The organism is Microbacterium sufflavum (assembly GCF_023101165.1).
Taxonomy (GTDB): domain Bacteria; phylum Actinomycetota; class Actinomycetes; order Actinomycetales; family Microbacteriaceae; genus Microbacterium; species Microbacterium sufflavum.
Map to the genome: position 1 here is coordinate 863,222 of NZ_CP078076.1, position 15,625 is coordinate 878,846.

Here is a 15,625-nt window from a genome sequence, read left to right on the forward strand (position 1 = left end):
GAGGGGTGGAACTCCTTGCTTTCTTGCGGTGGTCGGTGTCAGCCCTTGACGGCACCCTGCGTGACGCCCTCCATCACCCAGCGCTGAGTGAAGAGGTAGGCGACGATCGCGGGGGCCATCGCCATGAGGTACGAGGCGAAGGCGACGTTGTAGTTGTTGCTGAACTGGTTCTGGAAGAGGTTCTGCCGCACCGGCAGCGTCTGCAGTGCCGGGTCGGAGATGATGAGCGACGGCATCATGAAGTCGTTCCAGGCGTAGAGGAACGCGAAGATGCCGACGGTCGCGCTCATGGGCGCGAGCAGCGGGAAGATCAGCCGCCAGAAGGTCTGCCACGTGGTCGCCCCGTCGATGCGGGCGCTCTCCTCCAGCTCGATCGGGATCGACCGCAGGAACGCCGTGAACAGCAGCACGCTGAAGCTCAGCTGGAACATCGTGGCGAGGATGATCACGCCGAACGGGTTGTCGAGTCCGACGCGTCCGGTGAGCTGGATCTGCGGCAGTGCCACGACCGGGAAGGGGATGAACATCGCCGCGAGCAGGTAGAAGAAGGAGTACCGGAACAGCCGGCGGTCCCAGTTGCGCACGATCGCGTACGAGGCAAAGGCCGCGAGCACGATCGTGGCGACGACCGTTCCCGCCGTGACGAGCAGGGAGATGCCGGCGCCGACGGGGAACTTCGTGAGGTTCCAGGCCTGCACGAATCCGTCGAAGCTGAACGGCGCGGGGAACGAGAACGCGTTGCCGTCGACGGCCTGACCGGTGGTCTTGAACGCCATCGAGATCGTGACGTACAGCGGGATGAGGACCGTCGCGGTGCAGAGGATCAGGATGATGGTGCCTGACCAGTTGACGCGCTCCATCTTCTCGCGCTTCTTCCGGCCGCCGGCCGGGGCCGTGGTGAGGGTCTGCGTGGTCATCAGAACGTGTTCCTTCCGCGGGTCAGCGAGAGCTGGAAGACCGAGATGAGCACGGCCACGATGAAGAAGATCGTGGCGTTGGCCATCTGGTAGGCGTAGTCGCCGCCGTTGAAGCCCGCGATGATCGTCATGGCCACGCTGCGGGTGGCGGTGCCCGGACCGCCGTTCGTGAGGCCGACGATGATGTCGTAGGCGTTGAGGAAGCCCTTGAACCCGAGGATCACGTTGATCACGACATACCCGGCGACGAGCGGGATGGTGATGCGGGTGAGCTGCTGCGTGCGGCTGGCCCCGTCGATGCTGGCCGCCTCGTACACCTCGCCCGGCACCGACAGCAGACCGGCGATGTAGATGAGCAGCGTGCCGGGCACGGCCTGCCACGCGGTGACGATGACGATCGCGACCCACGCGAGGTCGGGGTTGGCGAGCAGGCTGGTCTGCAGCCACTCGACCCCCGTCGCGGCCCCCGCCGCGGGCAGCGAGTTGGAGAACAGGAAGTTGAAGACGTAGGCGATGATGATGCCCGAGATCACCATCGGGATCACGAAGATCGTCCGCAGCCCGGTCTTGAAGCGGATGCGGGAGGTGAGCCCGACCGCGAGGAGGAACGCGATCACGTTCACCACGATCACGGTCGCGATGGAGAAGCCGAACGTGAACAGGTAGCTCTGGAGGATCGCGGGATCGCTGAACAGGGCGATGTAGTTGGTGAGGCCGTTGAAGCTCCATTCACCGATGCCGATCGAGTCGGTGAAGCTGAAGAAGATGCCGATCACGCCGGGGACGGTGATCGCGAGCGTGAAGATCACGAGCGTCGGCAGCAGGAAGAGGTAGTAGATCGGCTCGACGCGGCGGGTGTGCCGGCGGAGCTTCCGCTCGCCGCCCGTCACGATCGCGGTGGTGCTGGCACCGGTGTCGGTGGCGGTGGTGGTGGTGGTCATGGCGCGGACTCCTCTGTCTCGGCCGATGCGGAATCCTGCGAGGTCGGGATGGGAGCGCGGAAGGCGATACGGGCCCAGTCGGCGTCCATCGTGCGGAGGATCGACGACGGCGCGGCGCCGAGCACCATCGCCTGCGCATAGTTGAAGATCGGCAGGGTCTTCGGAACGAGCACGGACGGGCCCTGGTAGATCTTGCCGTCGTCGTAGTACGGGATCATGCCCTCGATGCGCGGGTCGTCCGGCGCTGCCGCGTCGGTCGTCGGGGTGAACCCGAGCTGCGAGGCGTTGTACTCCTCGATGTTCTCGGGGAGGTAGAGGTACTCGAGGAAGTCGCGGGCGGCCTCCTGGTGCCGGGACTCCACGGGGATCATCGCCGCGAGGTCCATGTTCACCCGCACCGCGAGGTCGTCGGGATCGTCGGTCATGGGCAGCGGGAAGGTGCCCAGGGGCAGATCGGGAGCGGTCTTCGCGATCTCGCTGAACGCCCACGGCCCCTGCAGGTACATCGCCGCCTCGCCCTTCGCGAAGGCGAGGTTGCCGTCGCCGTAGCCGCGACTCGGGGCGTCTTCATTGGTGTAGTCGTTCGCGAGCTGCATCATCTTGTCCATCGGCTCGGCGAAGTCCTTCTGGAACGAGACCTCGGAGTCGGGACCCACGTCGGTACCCTCGGCGGCGAGGGCGTCGAAGAACTCGAGCACGTCGAGGGAACCGCCGACCGCGTAGTCGTACCAGCCCTGCGCCACGGTCCAGTCGTCTTTGAAGGTGCCGTAGAAGGGGTCGATGCCCGCCTCGCGCAGCTGGTCGCACACGGCGATCAGCTCGTCCCAGGTCTGCGGCACCTCGAGCCCCTGCTCCTCGAAGATCTGCGTGTTGTAGATGACGGAGGCGGCCATGACCGAGTACGGCAGGGCACTCGTTCGACCCTCGCACGAGCCGTACTGGTCCATCAGCGGCTGCAGGTCGTCGCGGATGCCCGCCGCGGCCTCGGTGTCGGAGAGGTCGGTGAGCGCGCAGCGCTGCACGAACCGGGCGACCTCGTAGTTGTAGTTCGCGAGCATGATGTCCGGCGGGTTGCCGCGGACGAAGCTGGCAGAGACGACGTCGACGCCCGAGGTGTCGATCTCGACGCGGACGTCGTTCTGGGAGGCGTTGTAGTCCGCGACCAGGTCGGTCATGAACGGGATGGCCTCGCGCTTGCTGAAGGTGAACCGGATGGTCTCCGGCCCGTCCCCTGCCGCGCAGCTCGTGAGCGCGACGCCGGCGAGAACCAGGCCGAGCGCTCCGGCGATCCCGCGCAGCGGGCGTGTTCGTCGTGCAGACACCGTTGTCCTTCCGTCGGTAGATCTGCGGACTAAATCTAGTGAGCGAATCTAGTCCGTCAGGAGGTACTGTCTCATCTGGGCGACAGAAAGGTCAAGGGGAGTGGCGGAGGTCTCGGCGGGATTGGGCACCGGGCGCGCGAGCGTCGGCGCCGTCCTCGACTTCGCCTGGACCGCCAGCGAGTTCACCGCCACCGAGGCCATGGCCGGCACCTCCCTCACCCGCTCGACCGCGATCGACGCGATCGATACCCTCGTGGGCGCCGAGGTGCTGCGCGAGCTGCCCAACGCCAGGGCCACGGGCGACTACCGCGCCGGACGCCCCGCGCGACGGTTCGCCCTCTCCCCCGACCTCGGCGTGGTGATCGGCGTCGACGCGGGCGACACCCACCTCGCGGTCACGGTCGCCGACCCGCTCGACCGCACGCTCGTGCATCACCGCACCGAGCTCGACCCGACCCAGAGCGCCGAGGCCCGCCGGGCCACGATCGTCGAGCGGATGAAGGCCGCCCGCAGCGAGGCCGGGGTCGACGCGGACCACGTGCTCGCGGTGTGCGTCGGCGTCGCCGCCCCGGTCGACCGCGACGGCATCTCCCCGCCGCACCCCCAGGGTTTCTGGGAGCGCACCAACCCCGGCCTCGCCGCGGCCCTGCACGACTGGGCACCCGTGGTCGAGGTGAAGAACGACGCCCAGCTCGCCGCGATCGCCGAGGGCACGCTCGGCGCCGCGCAGGACTGCCGCGACTACGTGGCCCTTCTCGCCAGCGAACGCTTCGGCGGCGGAGTCGTCGTCGACGGGCACGTGCTGCACGGGGCCCACGGCGGCGTGGGCGAGGGCGTGGTGTTCGACCACATCGTCGGCGTCGGCTCGGCGTTCGGGCTCCGCTATGCCCTGCAGGACCAGGCACGCGCCGCCGTCGAGTCGGGAGAGGCCGCGACCGACGGCTCCCTCGGACGGCTCGTGGCGGACGGCCCCGTGGAGCCACGGCTCGTGCTCACCCTCGCCGCCTCCGGCGACCCCGACGCGCTGCGGGTCGCCGAGCGGGTGGGCGCCACGGTCGCCCGTGTGGTCGGCGTGCTCGGCAGCATGTACGACCCCGCCCGCGTGATCGTGTGCGGCGCGGTGGCCGAGAGCGTGGAGCCGGTGCTCGCCGCCGCCCGCCGCATCCTCCCCGCGGAACTGCACCTGCCGGCGCCCGAGATCCTCGCGTCGTCGCTCGGTGCAGAGGTCGTGTCGGTGGGCGCCGTCGCGACCGCCCGCCGCGCCGCCCGGGAGCACGCCGTGCCGCTGCTCGCGGCCCGGCGCCTACGCACGACCGCCTAGAGCGCGACCGCCCAGGTCACGGGGTGCGGGGCGACGCCGCCGTCGCCTCCGGCGGCTCGGGAGTGTGCGCCTCGGCGGCCTCGTCCGCGCGCGACTCGACCGCCGACGCTCCGGCGGCCAGGTAGCGGGCGGCAAAGGAGTCGATGCGGCGAGGGGTGGCCGTGAGCGCGACGACCGCCCGGCCAGTGCCCGGCTGCACCGTGAACTGAGCCTGCGACCCCCAGGTGCCCCCGGTGTGCTCGATCACGGGCGCCGGACCCGAGCCCACCAGGAACCAGCAGAGCCCGAGCTGCAGGTCGTCCTTGAGGCGGTGGTGCGGGATGACGGCCAGGCGCAGTCCCTCGGCGACCTCCGCGGGCGCCGGGCCGAGGAACGCGTCCGCCAGCCGTTGCAGGTCGTCGAGCGTGGAGGCGTACATGCCCGCGGCCGGCATCGCGTCCTTCAGGTAGGGCAGCCCGACGCCCTTGCCGTTCGTGGGCCGCTCCACCACATCCGGACCCGCGGTCGGCCGATCGAGTCCGGTCCTGGTCATGCCGAGCGGATCGAGGAGCCGCTCGCGCATCAGCTCCGCGAACGGCACCCCGGTCACCGCGGCGAGGGCGTCGCCCAGGAGCCCGACGCCCATGCTGGAGTACCGGAAGCGGCCGTCTCGACGCGCGCGTCCGGCGCTGGCCGACAGCAGCTCGCGGTAGTGGTCGTCGTCCACACCGCGCCACGGGTCCTTGACGCTGAACCCCAGCGCGGTGGCGAGTTCGCGTCGCACGAGCCGCCGCGGCGTGTTCGGCAGTCCGGAGCTATGGGTCGCCAGGTCGAGCAGCGTGGGCGCGGCCCCTCGCCACGGGAGGCGCTCACCGCGCGCGTCGTCGATCGGCTGCTCCGCGTCCACGTCGCCGGCGGCGAGGAGCACGCCGAACAGGGAGCCCGTGAGCGCCTTGCTCACCGAGCCGATCTCGAAGCGCGCGCGTGTCGCCTCCACCGGATAGGCCACCTGCGTCCACTCCCCGGAGCTTCCGCGGAGGGCTGCCGCGACGGAAGCCTCAGCCGAGCCGGCGAGCGTCGCCAGCTCCGTCGCCGGGTCTCCGAACCCCTCGCTGCGCTGCATCGATCATCCCCTGCCGTGTGGTCGTGCGCTGTGCTTCCACCGTAGGGAGGGCCCGCGGGCACGCACATCCACCGGCAGGGGGACTCGCACGAACGGTCGGCGTTAGTGCTTGATCGACTCAAGCACTTGTGATGTAGTTGAGTCACTCAAGTAAAGGAGCACCCATGCCCGCATCGCCGACTGTTCCCCCGCGCATGAACGCGATCGTGCTCGACCGGTTCGGAGACGAGGACGAACTCCGGTCGCGCGAGATCGCCGTCCCCGAGATGGGCCCGAGCGACGTGCTCCTCCGTGTGCACGTCGCCGCCGTGGCCTCGTGGGACGCGGTCGAGCGCCGCGGCGATTACGACGGAGTCTTCGGCATCCCGTCGCGCTTTCCCTACGTGCTCGGGTGGGACGCGGCGGGGACCGTGGCGGCGGTCGGCAGCGAGGTCACGCGCTTCGCGGTCGGCGATCGGGTCTATGCGGCATCCACCCCGGTGCCGCGCGGGGGCTTCTATGCAGAGTACGGCGTCGTCGACGAAGAGCACGTCGCGCACGTACCCGCGCGTCTGTCCCTCGAGCAGGCGGGCGTGATGGCGTGGGACGCCCTCACCGCGCAGAGCGGCCTCGATGCACTCGACCTCGACCGCGGACAGACGCTCCTGGTGTTCGGCGCCAGCGGCGGCATGGGGCACATGGCGGTGCAGCTGGCACGCCAGCGTGGCCTGCGGGTGCTCGCAGCGTCGTCCGGCGCGGATGGTGTCGCCCTCTCGCGCGAGCAGGGTGCCGACGCGGTCGTCGACGGTCGTGCGGAGGACGTACTGGTCGCGGCGAAGGAGTTCGCCCCGGACGGCATCGACGGCGCCCTGGTCACGGCGGGCGGCCCCATGGCGGAGCGCGCCCTGCAGGCCCTCGCGCCGTCGGGGCGGGTGGCGTGGCCGCACGGGGTCCATCCGCTGCCCGCCACCGCGCCTGCGGTGCCGATCCTCTCGTTCGACGGCGACCGCACACGAGCCGCACTCGACCGCCTCAACACCGTCATCGAGTCGGGAACGTTCGCGCCGTACGTCGCCCGGCGGTTCCCGATGTCGCAGGTGCGGGATGCCCACCGTGCGCTCCGCGATCACTACGTCGGCAAACTGGCGCTGATCATCCGCGACCACGGGCTCCTCCCGCCGGCGGTCGCGGGTCGGCCGTAGGGTGTGTCCGTGATCACCTGCGTCGTGACGTACACGGTCGACCCCGCCCGCATCGAGGCATTCGAGAGCTTCGCCCGCGCGTGGATGGATCTCGTGACTCGCCACGGCGGCATCCACCACGGGTACTTCCTGCCGTCGGAGGGGAAGAGCGACGAGGCGCTGGCGCTGTTCACGTTCCCCTCGCTCGCAGCCTACGAGGTCTACCGGCAGCGCTTCGGCGTCGATCCGGAGTTCATCGCCGCGGACCGGATCCGCGACGAGAGCGGCTGCGTCCTCCGCTACGAGCGCACCTTCATGCGCCCGCTGCTGCCCGCGGAGGCTCCCGAGCTCCACGATTGATTGATCGCCTCAAGCGCTTAGGATCGGGGCATGGCAGTCACCCACCGCGTCGCGACCGGGACCTCGGAGGCCGAAGAGCTTCTCCTCGACCTGGTGAACGCGTACGAGCAGGCCTTCGACCGCGCCGCCGAATCCGTCGGACTCAGCGCTGCCCAGGCGTGCGTCCTCGGGCGGCTCTCCCGGTCCCGGTCGATGGGCGGGCTCGCGGTCGAGCTCGAGTGCGACGCGTCGAACATCACGCAGATCGTCCGTCGCCTCGACGGCGCGGGCCTCACCTACCGAGAGGCCGCCGCCGAGGACAAGCGCGTCCGGATGGTGGCCCGCACCCCGAAGGGCGACGCTCTCGACCGCGACTTCGGGCACGCCTTCTCGTTCGCACGGGAGGCGCTCGCGCGGCTGTCCGACGAGGAGCAGGGCCTCCTCACCGCGCTCCTGCGCAAAGCGCTCCCGCCGGCGGGGAGCCCCGAGGCCTGACTCAGTCCACGAGGAGCGCGGGCTCCTCCAGGACGGAGGCGACATCGGCGACGAAGCGGCTCATGCCGTCGCCGTCGATCACACGGTGGTCGAACGAGCCGGCGACCGTGGTCACCCAGCGCGGACGTACCTCACCGTCGACGACCCACGGCTTCTGACTGATCGTGCCCATCGCCACGATGCCCGCCTCGCCCGGGTTGATGATCGGCGTTCCCGCATCCATCCCGAACACACCGATGTTCGTGATGGTGATGGTCCCGCCCTGCTGGTCGGCCGGAGGCGTCTTGCCCTCCCGCGCGGTCAGCGTCAGCCGGTTCAGGGCTCGGGCGAGCTCCTTCATGCTGAGGTCCTGGGCGTCCTTGATGTTCGGCACGAGCAGGCCGCGCGGCGTGGCGGCCGCGATGCCCAGATTCACGTAGTGACGGACGGCGATCTCGGCCCCGGCCTCCGTATCGATCCACGCGGCGTTGACCATCGGGGTGCGTCGCACCGCCCAGATCACCGCGCGTGCCATGAGCAGCAGCGGCGAGACCTTGATGTCGGCATAGTCCGGCGACGCCTTGAGGCGCTTCACGAGCTCCATCGTGCGGGTCGCGTCGACCTCCTTCCACACCGTCACGTGCGGGGCCGAGTACGCACTCTGCACCATCGCCGACGACGTGGCCTTGCGCACGCCCTTCACCGGGATCGATTCGGTGCGGTCGTCGCCCGCCGCCGAGGGCCGGGTGGCCGTGAGGCCCCGCGCCAGCCCGGACGGCGCCGCCGACGGAGCGGGCACCGTCTCCTCGCGCACACTCCCCCACTCGGGCGTCTCGATGTTGCGGAACACGCTGGCCTGCGAGGCGTGCTTCACCACGTCGTCCCGGGTGACCTCGCCGTCCGCACCCGTCGGGGTGACCGTGGTGAGGTCGACGCCGAGGTCGCGGGCGAGCTTGCGGATGGGCGGCTTCGCGATCACGCCCACCGACGACCGCACGGGGCGCTCGGCCGGACGCTTGCGGCGCGACGTCGCCCCGCCGCCCGAACCGTAGCCGACCAGCACCGAGCCGCCACCCTCCTCGGGAGCGGGTGCTTCGGCCGTGACGACGGCGCCGGGACCGGCGTCGTCGCGGGCATCCGTCACGAACGTGATGATGGGGGTCCCGACCTCGACCGTCGCTCCCTCGTCGACGAGCAGCTCACCCACGACGCCCGCGTGCGGAGAAGGCAGCTCGACCAGCGACTTCGCGGTCTCGATCTCGCAGATCACATCGTTGATGGCGACCCGGTCGCCCGGTGCCACCTTCCACGCGACGATCTCCGCCTCGGTCAGACCCTCACCGACATCGGGAAGGGGGAAGTTCTGCGTGCTCATGCGTGATCCTCTCGTGGACCGGATTCAGTAGGCGAGGGAGCGGTCGACGGCCTCGAGGATGCGGTCGGCATCCGGCAGGTACGCGCCCTCCAGCTTGGCGGCAGGGAACGGCGTGTCGTAACCCGACACCCGCAGCACGGGCGCCTCGAGCGCATAGAACGCGCGCTCCATCACGGTCGCCGCGATCTCGCTGCCGAGGCTCGTGTGACCGGGAGCCTCCTGCGCGTAGACCATGCGGCCGGTCTTGCGCACCGAGCCCAGGATGGGGTCGTAGTCGACCGGCGACAGCGACCGCACGTCGACGACCTCGCAGCTCGTGCCCTCGGCCTCCGCGAGCGCCGCGGCCTGCAGCAGCGTGGTGACCATCGCGCCGTGGCCCACGAGGGTCACGTCGCTGCCGGTGCGCACCACCCGGGACGAGTGCAGCGGCACGGCCGACGCGTCGAGCTCGACCTCCCCCTTGGGCCAATACCGGCTCTTGGGTTCGAGGAAGACCACCGGGTCGTTCGACGCGATGGCCTCCTGGATCATCCAGTACGCGTCGTTCGCGGTCGACGGCGACACCACGCGCAGACCGGGGGTATGCGTGAAATACGCCTCCGGGCTCTCCTGGTGGTGCTCGACCGCGCCGATGTGGCCGCCGTAGGGGATGCGGATCACGATCGGCAGGCTGAGCGAACCCGCGTGGCGGTTGGTGAGCTTCGCGAGCTGCGTCGTGATCTGGTCGAACGCCGGGAACACGAACCCGTCGAACTGGATCTCGACCACCGGACGGAACCCGGCCATCGCCAGGCCGATCGCGGTGCCGACGATGCCCGACTCCGCCAGCGGCGTGTCCAGCACCCGCCGGTCGCCGAAGTCGCGCTGCAGGTGCTCGGTGATGCGGAACACACCCCCGAGCTTCCCGATGTCCTCACCCATCAGGAGGGCCTTCGGGTCGTCCTCCATCGCCTTGCGCAGCCCCGCGTTCAGCGCCTTGCCGAGCGGCATCGTCTCCAGGGTCACCGGGCGTCTCCTTCGAACGAGGCCTCGTACTGCGCACGCCACGCCTTCTGCTGATCGATCAGCGGGTGCGGGTCGCTGTACACGTGGTCGAACATCTCGTCGGGGTCGGGCATGCCGAGGGTCACCGTGCGCGCGCGCAGATCCTCCGCGGCGTCTGCCGCCTCCGTGTCGACCTCGTCGAAGAACCGCGCTGAGGCGCCGCGATTCTCCAGGAACGCGCGCATGCGCACGATCGGGTCGCGTCCCTCCCACATCAGCTCTTCGTCGTTGCCGCGGTACTTGGTGGGGTCGTCGCTCGTGGTGTGCGCACCCAGCCGGTAGGTCACGGCCTCGATCGCGCGCGGACCGCCGCCCGCCCGGGCCTCGTCGAGCGCCACGCGGGACACCGCGTAGCTGGCGAGCACGTCGTTGCCGTCGACGCGCACGCTGGGAATGCCGTATCCGGCGCTGCGCTGCACGAGCGGCACGCGCGACTGCGTGGTCACGGGCACCGAGATCGCCCAGTGGTTGTTCTGCAGGAAGAACACCGTCGGAGCCTGGTAGCTCGCAGCGAAGACCATGGCCTCGTGCACGTCGCCCTGGCTGGAGGCTCCGTCGCCGTAGTAGACGATGACGGCCTCGTCCCGCTCGGGGTCGCCGGTACCCGAGCGTCCGTCGAACGCGACCCCCATCGCGTAGCCCGCCGCGTGCAGCACCTGCGAGCCCAGCACCAGGGTGTACAGCCGCGTGTTGCCGTTCTTCGGGTCGGTGGGGTCCCAGCCGCCGTGCGAGACACCGCGCATCAGCTTGATGATGTCGAGCGGGTCGACGCCGCGGATGCGCGTGACCGCGTGCTCACGGTACGACGGGAAGATCGTGTCCTGCGCGCGGGCGGCGCGACCGGAGCCGACCTGCGCCGCCTCCTGGCCGCGGCTCGGGGGCCAGAGGGCGAGCTGCCCCTGGCGCTGCAGGTTCGTCGCCTGGGTGTCGATGGCCCGGATGCTCACCATGTCGCGGTAGAACTGCTCGAGCTCGGCGTCGGGGATCGCCTCGACGAGCGGCAGATACTGTTCGGCCTCCGCCGTGGGCGCGACCTTTCCGGTCTCGTCCAGCACGCGTACGAGGGGGGTCTCTGGGGTGCTCACGGGCCCCACGCTACCCGTGCCGGCATTCCGGGTCACGCATACCTAGGGCCCCCTCGTATCTTCGCGGAAGCCCGAGATTCCGCGGATCCCGGGGTGTCAGCGCTGGGCTGCGGCGACCTCCAGCACGCGGTCGAGCGACTCCTCCTCGCCGACCGAGATGCGGATCCCGTCGCCGGAGAAAGGCCGCACGATGAGGTCGGCGGCCACGAAAGCGGCGGCCACCTCGTCGGTGCGCTCCCCGGTGGGCAGCCACACGAAGTTGGCCTGCGAGTCGGGCACGTCCCAGCCGAGCGCGCGGAGCCCGGCCACCAGGCGCTCACGGCGCTCCACGATGACCGCGACGCGCTCGAGCAGTTCGTCCTCGGCGTCGAGGCTGGCGATCGCGGCGCTCTCGGCGGCGGACGTGACCGACAGCGGGATACCCGTGGTGCGTGCCGCGTCGAGCACCTTCTCGTGCCCGATCGCGTAGCCCACGCGGAGACCGGCCAGACCGTACGCCTTGGAGAAGGTGCGCAGCACGACCACATTCGGGTGCCGCTCGAACACGCGGGCGGCGAGACCGTCGACGGCGTCGGGTGCGGTCACGAACTCCGCGTACGCCTCGTCGAGGATCACGAGCACGTCGGCCGGAACGCGGTCGATGAAGCGGTCGAACTCCGACGCCGTGATGATCGGGCCGGTCGGGTTGTTGGGCGTGCACAGGATGAGGGCGCGCGTGCGGTCGGTCACCGCCGCGGCCATCGCGTCGAGGTCGTGCCGCGCATCGGCCGTGAGCGGCACCTGCACGCCGGTCGCCCCGGCCACGAGCGGCAGGCTCGGGTACGCCTCGAACGACCGCCACGCGTAGACCACCTCGTCGCCGCCCGACGCGGTCGCGAGGATCAGCTGGTGCAGGATCGACACGCTCCCCGAGGCGACGTGCACCTCGTCGGGCCGCACGCCGTAGCGCACACCGAGACGCTCCCGCAGCCGCCCGGCCGTGGCGTCCGGGTAGCGGTTGATCGGGGTGGTGCGCTGCAGCGCGTCGACGACCGAGGGCAGCGGCTCGAACGGGTTCTCGTTGCTGGACAGCTTGAAGGCCTCGGGCCCCGCCTGCTTCCCCTGCCGATACGGCGCGAGGGCGGCGATGGCGGGACGGATGCGGGGCAGGATGGGCTCGGTCACGCGTCGAGTCTAGGCTGACAGCTCGCGGTCGCCGTGGGACACTGAACGGACTATGCGCTTCATCATCCGCGTCGTCGTCAACGCCTTCGCCATCTGGGTCGTCACCCTCATCCCGGTCCTTCAGGTGACCGTGACCGCCTTCCCCCCGGGAGAGACCCTGCAGCTCGTGCTCACGCTGCTCGCGGTCGGCGCGATCTTCGCCCTGGTGAACACCATCATCGGCACGGTCGTGAAGGTCGTGGCCTTCCCGCTGTACATCCTCACGCTCGGGCTCATCGGCTTCGTGATCAACGGCTTCCTGCTGTGGCTGACGGCCTGGATCACGAGCAGCTTCGGCTGGGGGCTGTCGGTCGGCTCGTTCTGGTGGGGCGTGCTGGCCGCCCTGATCATCTCGATCATCAACGGGATCTTCGGCGCCATCCTGCGTCCGCAGAGCAAGCGCTCGCGCCGCGACTGACGTGGGGCCGTTCGAGCCGCAGCCCCTCGGCGAGCGGCAGGGACGAGGTGCGGCGGCGGGCGTGACGCGGCGCGCCGTGGTCGCCGCGGCCTGGAGTGTTCCCGTGGTCGCGGCCGTCGCCGCGGCCCCGGTCGCCGCGGCGAGCGCGACCCCGGAGCTGACGGCCTGGACCGTGACCGCGTGCGAGTCCGCCGACCGCATCACCCTCATGCTGCGCAACGACACCGCGGATCCCCTCCAGACGTACCTCGAGCTCACCGCCGACGGCGCTCAGCCGGACGCGGGCCCCGGACCCCTGCTCTCCCCGGGGGAGACCCGCCCGTTCGGCTTCGGGCTCGTGCCCAACGGCGGGTACACGATCCGCGCGAGCACCGACGGGGGGCTCCGGTTCCAGCAGCGCGTGGAGCTCGACTGCGCTCCGCTCGGACTGACCGCGCGGATCGACCCGGACGACGGCTCCGGCGTGCTGACCGTGCACGTGCGCAACGACTCGACGGCGCCCATGACCGTGACCATCGCGTTCGACCTGGGCAGCGACGGCAGCCCCGAGTCCACGGACACCGTGGTGCTGGCGCCCGGCGAGGAGCGCGCCCTGCCCTACCCCGCCCCGCAGAGGGACTTCACCGTGCGGGTGTCGAACGACCAGGGGTACGCGCTCGTGGAGTCGTTCGCGTTCGCCTAGCCGCACCGTGGCGGACCGCAGCAGTTCATCCGACGCGTTCGGCACGGTACTCCGTACGCTCCACCTCGGTGGCCTCGCCCAGTTCGGTCCAGTACCGGCCGAGGGCCTCGGCGCGCGGGTCAGACGACGCGTCCACCAGGCGGGCGGTCTCCTCGTACTCCTCGATCCCGTGCGACCCCAGTCCCAGGTCGTCCGGGCCGGGCAGCGGTTCGACGAGCCTGCTGGCCGTGAAGCTGTCCGCCGAACCCGTGCCCTCGGCGGAGCCGCCCGTCGCGAGCCGGGAGACCACATCGTCGGCATGGCGCAGCTGCACGAGCGTCTGATCGTCGTCCAGCGTCGGCTCCGACGGACTGCCCGCCGTGATCTGCAGCTCCACGTCGAAGTCGCTCTCCATCGCGACGTGCGCGGCGATCATGCCCGACTGCGAGTACGCCACGACGTCCACACGATCCCCGGGCTGCGCCCCGGACGCGGCGAGCGCATCGAGGGTCGCCTGGTACGACGCCGACCGCGTACCGGCGTACAGCTGCACGTTCGAGCGCATGTCCCACGGCTCCGTCCCGGTCGGGGCGAGCGACACCGACCGCGTGCCGGAGAGATACGCCACGTAGCGGGTCGCACCGTCCTTCATCGTGTAGCGCTCGACGGCCACCTGGGCGCCGCCGCTCTCCGGAAGGCGGCGCAGCGCCGCGGTGAGGTCGGCAGGAGCCCGCGGCGCGGACCGGGCGACCGCCGTCACGCGCACCGGATCGGCGTGACCCCGGAGGCGCTCCCCCGGCTGCACCTTCGCGAAACCGGTGGTCGAGCCGAGCAGCTGGGTCACCGCGGCCGCCGGAGCCACCGACGGCCCGAGCCCGCCGAGGAGCACCCCGGGGCCGAAGAGCGGACGGGTCGTCCACTGCAGCACGAGCGCGGTCGCGACGAGGCCGAGAGCCGGGTCGGCGGCGAGGAGACGGTCGAGCCGAGCCTGCGCCGCCGTGGCCGCGCCCGCATCCGTGTGAGCGAGCGCCTCGACCTTCGCCCGCAGCTCCACGATCTCGAACACGTCGGCCGTGCGTCGCGCTCCGTCCGCCGCGTGTGCGAGCTCCGCGGCGACCTCGTGCAGCGCCTGGGCCGCGGCGCGCAGCGCGGGGAGCGGCACCCCCTCGAAGGCCTCGGGATCGGACGACACCGCGACTCGGGCCTGCTCGACCGCCGTCGCCGCTCGTCCGCACGCCCCCGCGGCCGCGGCGATCCGCGCAGCCACGGCCCGCAGCTCCTCGGTGTCGACCGCGATCACTCCGCCGTGGTCGATGCTCAGCCCGCCCACCGGTCGCCTCCCAGGCAGTGGTCGCGCACACCGCGGAGCCGTTCGACCTCGGCAGACGCGGCGTGGTGCTGCCGCTCGATCCCCTCGTGCAGCGCCCGGAGCGCGGCGGAGTCCCACGCCGTGTCGTCGACCACCGCGCGCAGCGTGCCGACGGCGTCGTTCAGCGCGTGCAGCGCATCGCCCAGATGGCTCGAGGCGCGGATGCGGGCCCAGACGTGCGGTGGAGTGTCGAAGGTGGTGGCGGTGAACGCGGTCATGGCTCCACCCTGCGCCGGTGCCGACATGGCTCCCGACCCGGTTCGCAGCGCCCGTGAAGAGATCGCGCGGATGCACAGACGTGCAGGAAGGGCGGGTCCCGGGAGGCCGCCGCTGTGCAGGAGGCGCCCCGACCGGCAGAATGGTCACCGTGACAGCCCAGGATCCCTTCCGCGTGATCTTCGTCTGCACGGGCAACATCTGCCGCTCCCCCATGGCCGAGGTCGTGTTCCGCGACCTCGCGGAACGCCAGGGCCTCGGTGCGCGGATCGTCTCGCGCAGCGCGGGCACGGGCGACTGGCACCTGGGCGAGCGCGCCGACCACCGCACGATCGACTCGCTCGCGCGCCGCGGCTACGACGGCTCGCAGCACCGCGCCAAGCAGTTCACGTTCGCGTCGTTCGCGGAGAACGACCTCGTGGTCGCGCTCGACCGCACGCACGAGCGCATCCTGCGGGAGTGGGCGCGCGACGAAGACGAGGAGGGCAAGGTCACGCTCCTGCTCTCGTTCGACCCGAACGCGCCGAGCCCCGACGTGCCGGACCCCTACTACGCGGGCGCCGAGATGTTCGATTCGGTGCTCGGTATGATTGAGACCGCCACGCGGGGGCTGTTCCGCCAGCTCGAACCCGCTCTGCGCCCGCCCCGCACGCCCCGACTCTGAGGGGCCCGATCAGG

At 71.0% G+C, this 15,625-nt stretch carries 17 protein-coding genes; 7 read left to right on the forward strand and 10 right to left on the reverse strand.

Translation table 11 applies throughout. From position 1 onward, the window contains the following. Positions 1 to 38: 38 nt before the first annotated feature. The 3 genes from KV394_RS04350 to KV394_RS04360 are packed head-to-tail and all read right to left on the reverse strand — an operon-like array spanning position 39 to position 3,180. Complete coding sequence (locus KV394_RS04350; RefSeq protein ID WP_136036820.1) at positions 39 to 917, reverse strand: carbohydrate ABC transporter permease; 879 nt, start codon at positions 915 to 917, stop codon at positions 39 to 41. Then, positions 917 to 1,858 (reverse strand): carbohydrate ABC transporter permease, encoded by a 942-nt coding sequence (locus KV394_RS04355; RefSeq protein ID WP_205812616.1) that lies wholly within the window; start codon positions 1,856 to 1,858, stop codon positions 917 to 919. The genes KV394_RS04350 and KV394_RS04355 overlap by 1 nt, the downstream gene beginning before the upstream one ends. Beyond that, on the reverse strand, positions 1,855 to 3,180 hold the full coding sequence (locus tag KV394_RS04360) for an ABC transporter substrate-binding protein (protein WP_205814396.1): 1,326 nt from the start codon (positions 3,178 to 3,180) through the stop codon (positions 1,855 to 1,857). The genes KV394_RS04355 and KV394_RS04360 overlap by 4 nt, the downstream gene beginning before the upstream one ends. 100 nt (positions 3,181 to 3,280) lie before the next feature. On the opposite strand from KV394_RS04360, the gene KV394_RS04365 reads away from it, so the two are divergent. Beyond that, positions 3,281 to 4,501, forward strand: a complete 1,221-nt coding sequence (locus KV394_RS04365; RefSeq protein WP_247982392.1) for an ROK family protein — start codon at positions 3,281 to 3,283, stop codon at positions 4,499 to 4,501. Positions 4,502 to 4,517: 16 nt separating this feature from the next. Here the strand turns inward: KV394_RS04365 and KV394_RS04370 are convergent, their stop codons facing one another. Then, positions 4,518 to 5,603, reverse strand: coding sequence for a serine hydrolase domain-containing protein (locus KV394_RS04370; protein ID WP_247982393.1), 1,086 nt, complete (start codon positions 5,601 to 5,603; stop codon positions 4,518 to 4,520). Positions 5,604 to 5,797: 194 nt separating this feature from the next. Between KV394_RS04370 and KV394_RS04375 the strand changes: the two genes are divergently transcribed. Genes KV394_RS04375 through KV394_RS04385 form a run of 3 tightly spaced genes read left to right on the forward strand, consistent with a single transcriptional unit; the run spans position 5,798 to position 7,597 of the window. Beyond that, a complete protein-coding gene (locus KV394_RS04375; protein WP_247982394.1) occupies positions 5,798 to 6,784 on the forward strand; it encodes a quinone oxidoreductase family protein in 987 nt (328 codons plus the stop codon). 9 nt (positions 6,785 to 6,793) lie between these two features. Further along, the gene (locus tag KV394_RS04380; protein WP_247982395.1) at positions 6,794 to 7,123 is read left to right on the forward strand and encodes an NIPSNAP family protein; all 330 of its coding nucleotides are present in this window, start codon (positions 6,794 to 6,796) and stop codon (positions 7,121 to 7,123) included. A 30-nt stretch (positions 7,124 to 7,153) separates the two neighbouring features. After that, positions 7,154 to 7,597: a MarR family winged helix-turn-helix transcriptional regulator gene (locus KV394_RS04385; protein ID WP_247982396.1), complete on the forward strand. Its 444-nt coding sequence runs from the start codon at positions 7,154 to 7,156 to the stop codon at positions 7,595 to 7,597. Between the two features lies 1 nt (position 7,598). Here the strand turns inward: KV394_RS04385 and KV394_RS04390 are convergent, their stop codons facing one another. The 4 genes from KV394_RS04390 to KV394_RS04405 all read right to left on the reverse strand — a co-directional run bounded on the left by KV394_RS04390 (position 7,599) and on the right by KV394_RS04405 (position 12,244). Then, positions 7,599 to 8,951 carry a dihydrolipoamide acetyltransferase family protein gene (locus KV394_RS04390; protein WP_136032052.1) on the reverse strand — a complete coding sequence of 451 codons (1,353 nt, stop codon included), beginning with the start codon at positions 8,949 to 8,951 and terminating at the stop codon, positions 7,599 to 7,601. 24 nt (positions 8,952 to 8,975) lie between these two features. Next, positions 8,976 to 9,941: an alpha-ketoacid dehydrogenase subunit beta gene (locus KV394_RS04395; protein WP_247982837.1), complete on the reverse strand. Its 966-nt coding sequence runs from the start codon at positions 9,939 to 9,941 to the stop codon at positions 8,976 to 8,978. Positions 9,942 to 9,952: 11 nt separating this feature from the next. Next, on the reverse strand, positions 9,953 to 11,080 hold the full coding sequence (locus KV394_RS04400) for a thiamine pyrophosphate-dependent dehydrogenase E1 component subunit alpha (RefSeq protein ID WP_247982397.1): 1,128 nt from the start codon (positions 11,078 to 11,080) through the stop codon (positions 9,953 to 9,955). Between the two features lie 96 nt (positions 11,081 to 11,176). Continuing rightward, positions 11,177 to 12,244, reverse strand: a complete 1,068-nt coding sequence (locus KV394_RS04405; protein WP_247982398.1) for a histidinol-phosphate transaminase — start codon at positions 12,242 to 12,244, stop codon at positions 11,177 to 11,179. 52 nt (positions 12,245 to 12,296) lie between these two features. Here KV394_RS04405 and KV394_RS04410 point away from each other — a divergent pair, with 52 nt between their 5' ends. Both KV394_RS04410 and KV394_RS04415 read left to right on the forward strand, forming a co-directional pair. Continuing rightward, positions 12,297 to 12,701 (forward strand): phage holin family protein, encoded by a 405-nt coding sequence (locus KV394_RS04410; RefSeq protein WP_136032042.1) that lies wholly within the window; start codon positions 12,297 to 12,299, stop codon positions 12,699 to 12,701. Position 12,702: 1 nt separating this feature from the next. Next, a complete protein-coding gene (locus KV394_RS04415; RefSeq protein WP_247982399.1) occupies positions 12,703 to 13,383 on the forward strand; it encodes a hypothetical protein in 681 nt (226 codons plus the stop codon). 25 nt (positions 13,384 to 13,408) lie between these two features. Here KV394_RS04415 and KV394_RS04420 read toward each other — a convergent pair whose 3' ends face one another. Together KV394_RS04420 and KV394_RS04425 are read right to left on the reverse strand one after the other, a co-directional pair. After that, complete coding sequence (locus tag KV394_RS04420) at positions 13,409 to 14,692, reverse strand: hypothetical protein (RefSeq protein ID WP_247982400.1); 1,284 nt, start codon at positions 14,690 to 14,692, stop codon at positions 13,409 to 13,411. Beyond that, positions 14,680 to 14,949: a hypothetical protein gene (locus tag KV394_RS04425; protein ID WP_247982401.1), complete on the reverse strand. Its 270-nt coding sequence runs from the start codon at positions 14,947 to 14,949 to the stop codon at positions 14,680 to 14,682. Before KV394_RS04425 ends, KV394_RS04420 begins: the two co-directional genes overlap by 13 nt. A gap of 140 nt (positions 14,950 to 15,089) precedes the next feature. Between KV394_RS04425 and KV394_RS04430 the strand changes: the two genes are divergently transcribed. Further along, positions 15,090 to 15,611: a low molecular weight protein-tyrosine-phosphatase gene (locus KV394_RS04430; RefSeq protein WP_205812681.1), complete on the forward strand. Its 522-nt coding sequence runs from the start codon at positions 15,090 to 15,092 to the stop codon at positions 15,609 to 15,611. The last annotated feature ends 14 nt before the right edge of the window (positions 15,612 to 15,625 follow it).

Bases quoted from the DNA above. Each gene is read 5' to 3' on its own strand.
- KV394_RS04350 (WP_136036820.1), bottom strand. From the start codon at position 917: ATGACCACGCAGACCCTCACCACGGCCCCGGCCGGCGGCCGGAAGAAG.
- KV394_RS04355 (WP_205812616.1), bottom strand. From the start codon at position 1,858: ATGACCACCACCACCACCGCCACCGACACCGGTGCCAGCACCACCGCG.
- KV394_RS04370 (WP_247982393.1), bottom strand. From the start codon at position 5,603: ATGCAGCGCAGCGAGGGGTTCGGAGACCCGGCGACGGAGCTGGCGACG.
- KV394_RS04375 (WP_247982394.1), top strand. From the start codon at position 5,798: ATGAACGCGATCGTGCTCGACCGGTTCGGAGACGAGGACGAACTCCGG.
- KV394_RS04385 (WP_247982396.1), top strand. From the start codon at position 7,154: ATGGCAGTCACCCACCGCGTCGCGACCGGGACCTCGGAGGCCGAAGAG.
- KV394_RS04390 (WP_136032052.1), bottom strand. From the start codon at position 8,951: ATGAGCACGCAGAACTTCCCCCTTCCCGATGTCGGTGAGGGTCTGACC.
- KV394_RS04395 (WP_247982837.1), bottom strand. From the start codon at position 9,941: ATGCCGCTCGGCAAGGCGCTGAACGCGGGGCTGCGCAAGGCGATGGAG.
- KV394_RS04410 (WP_136032042.1), top strand. From the start codon at position 12,297: ATGCGCTTCATCATCCGCGTCGTCGTCAACGCCTTCGCCATCTGGGTC.
- KV394_RS04425 (WP_247982401.1), bottom strand. From the start codon at position 14,949: ATGACCGCGTTCACCGCCACCACCTTCGACACTCCACCGCACGTCTGG.
- KV394_RS04430 (WP_205812681.1), top strand. From the start codon at position 15,090: ATGGTCACCGTGACAGCCCAGGATCCCTTCCGCGTGATCTTCGTCTGC.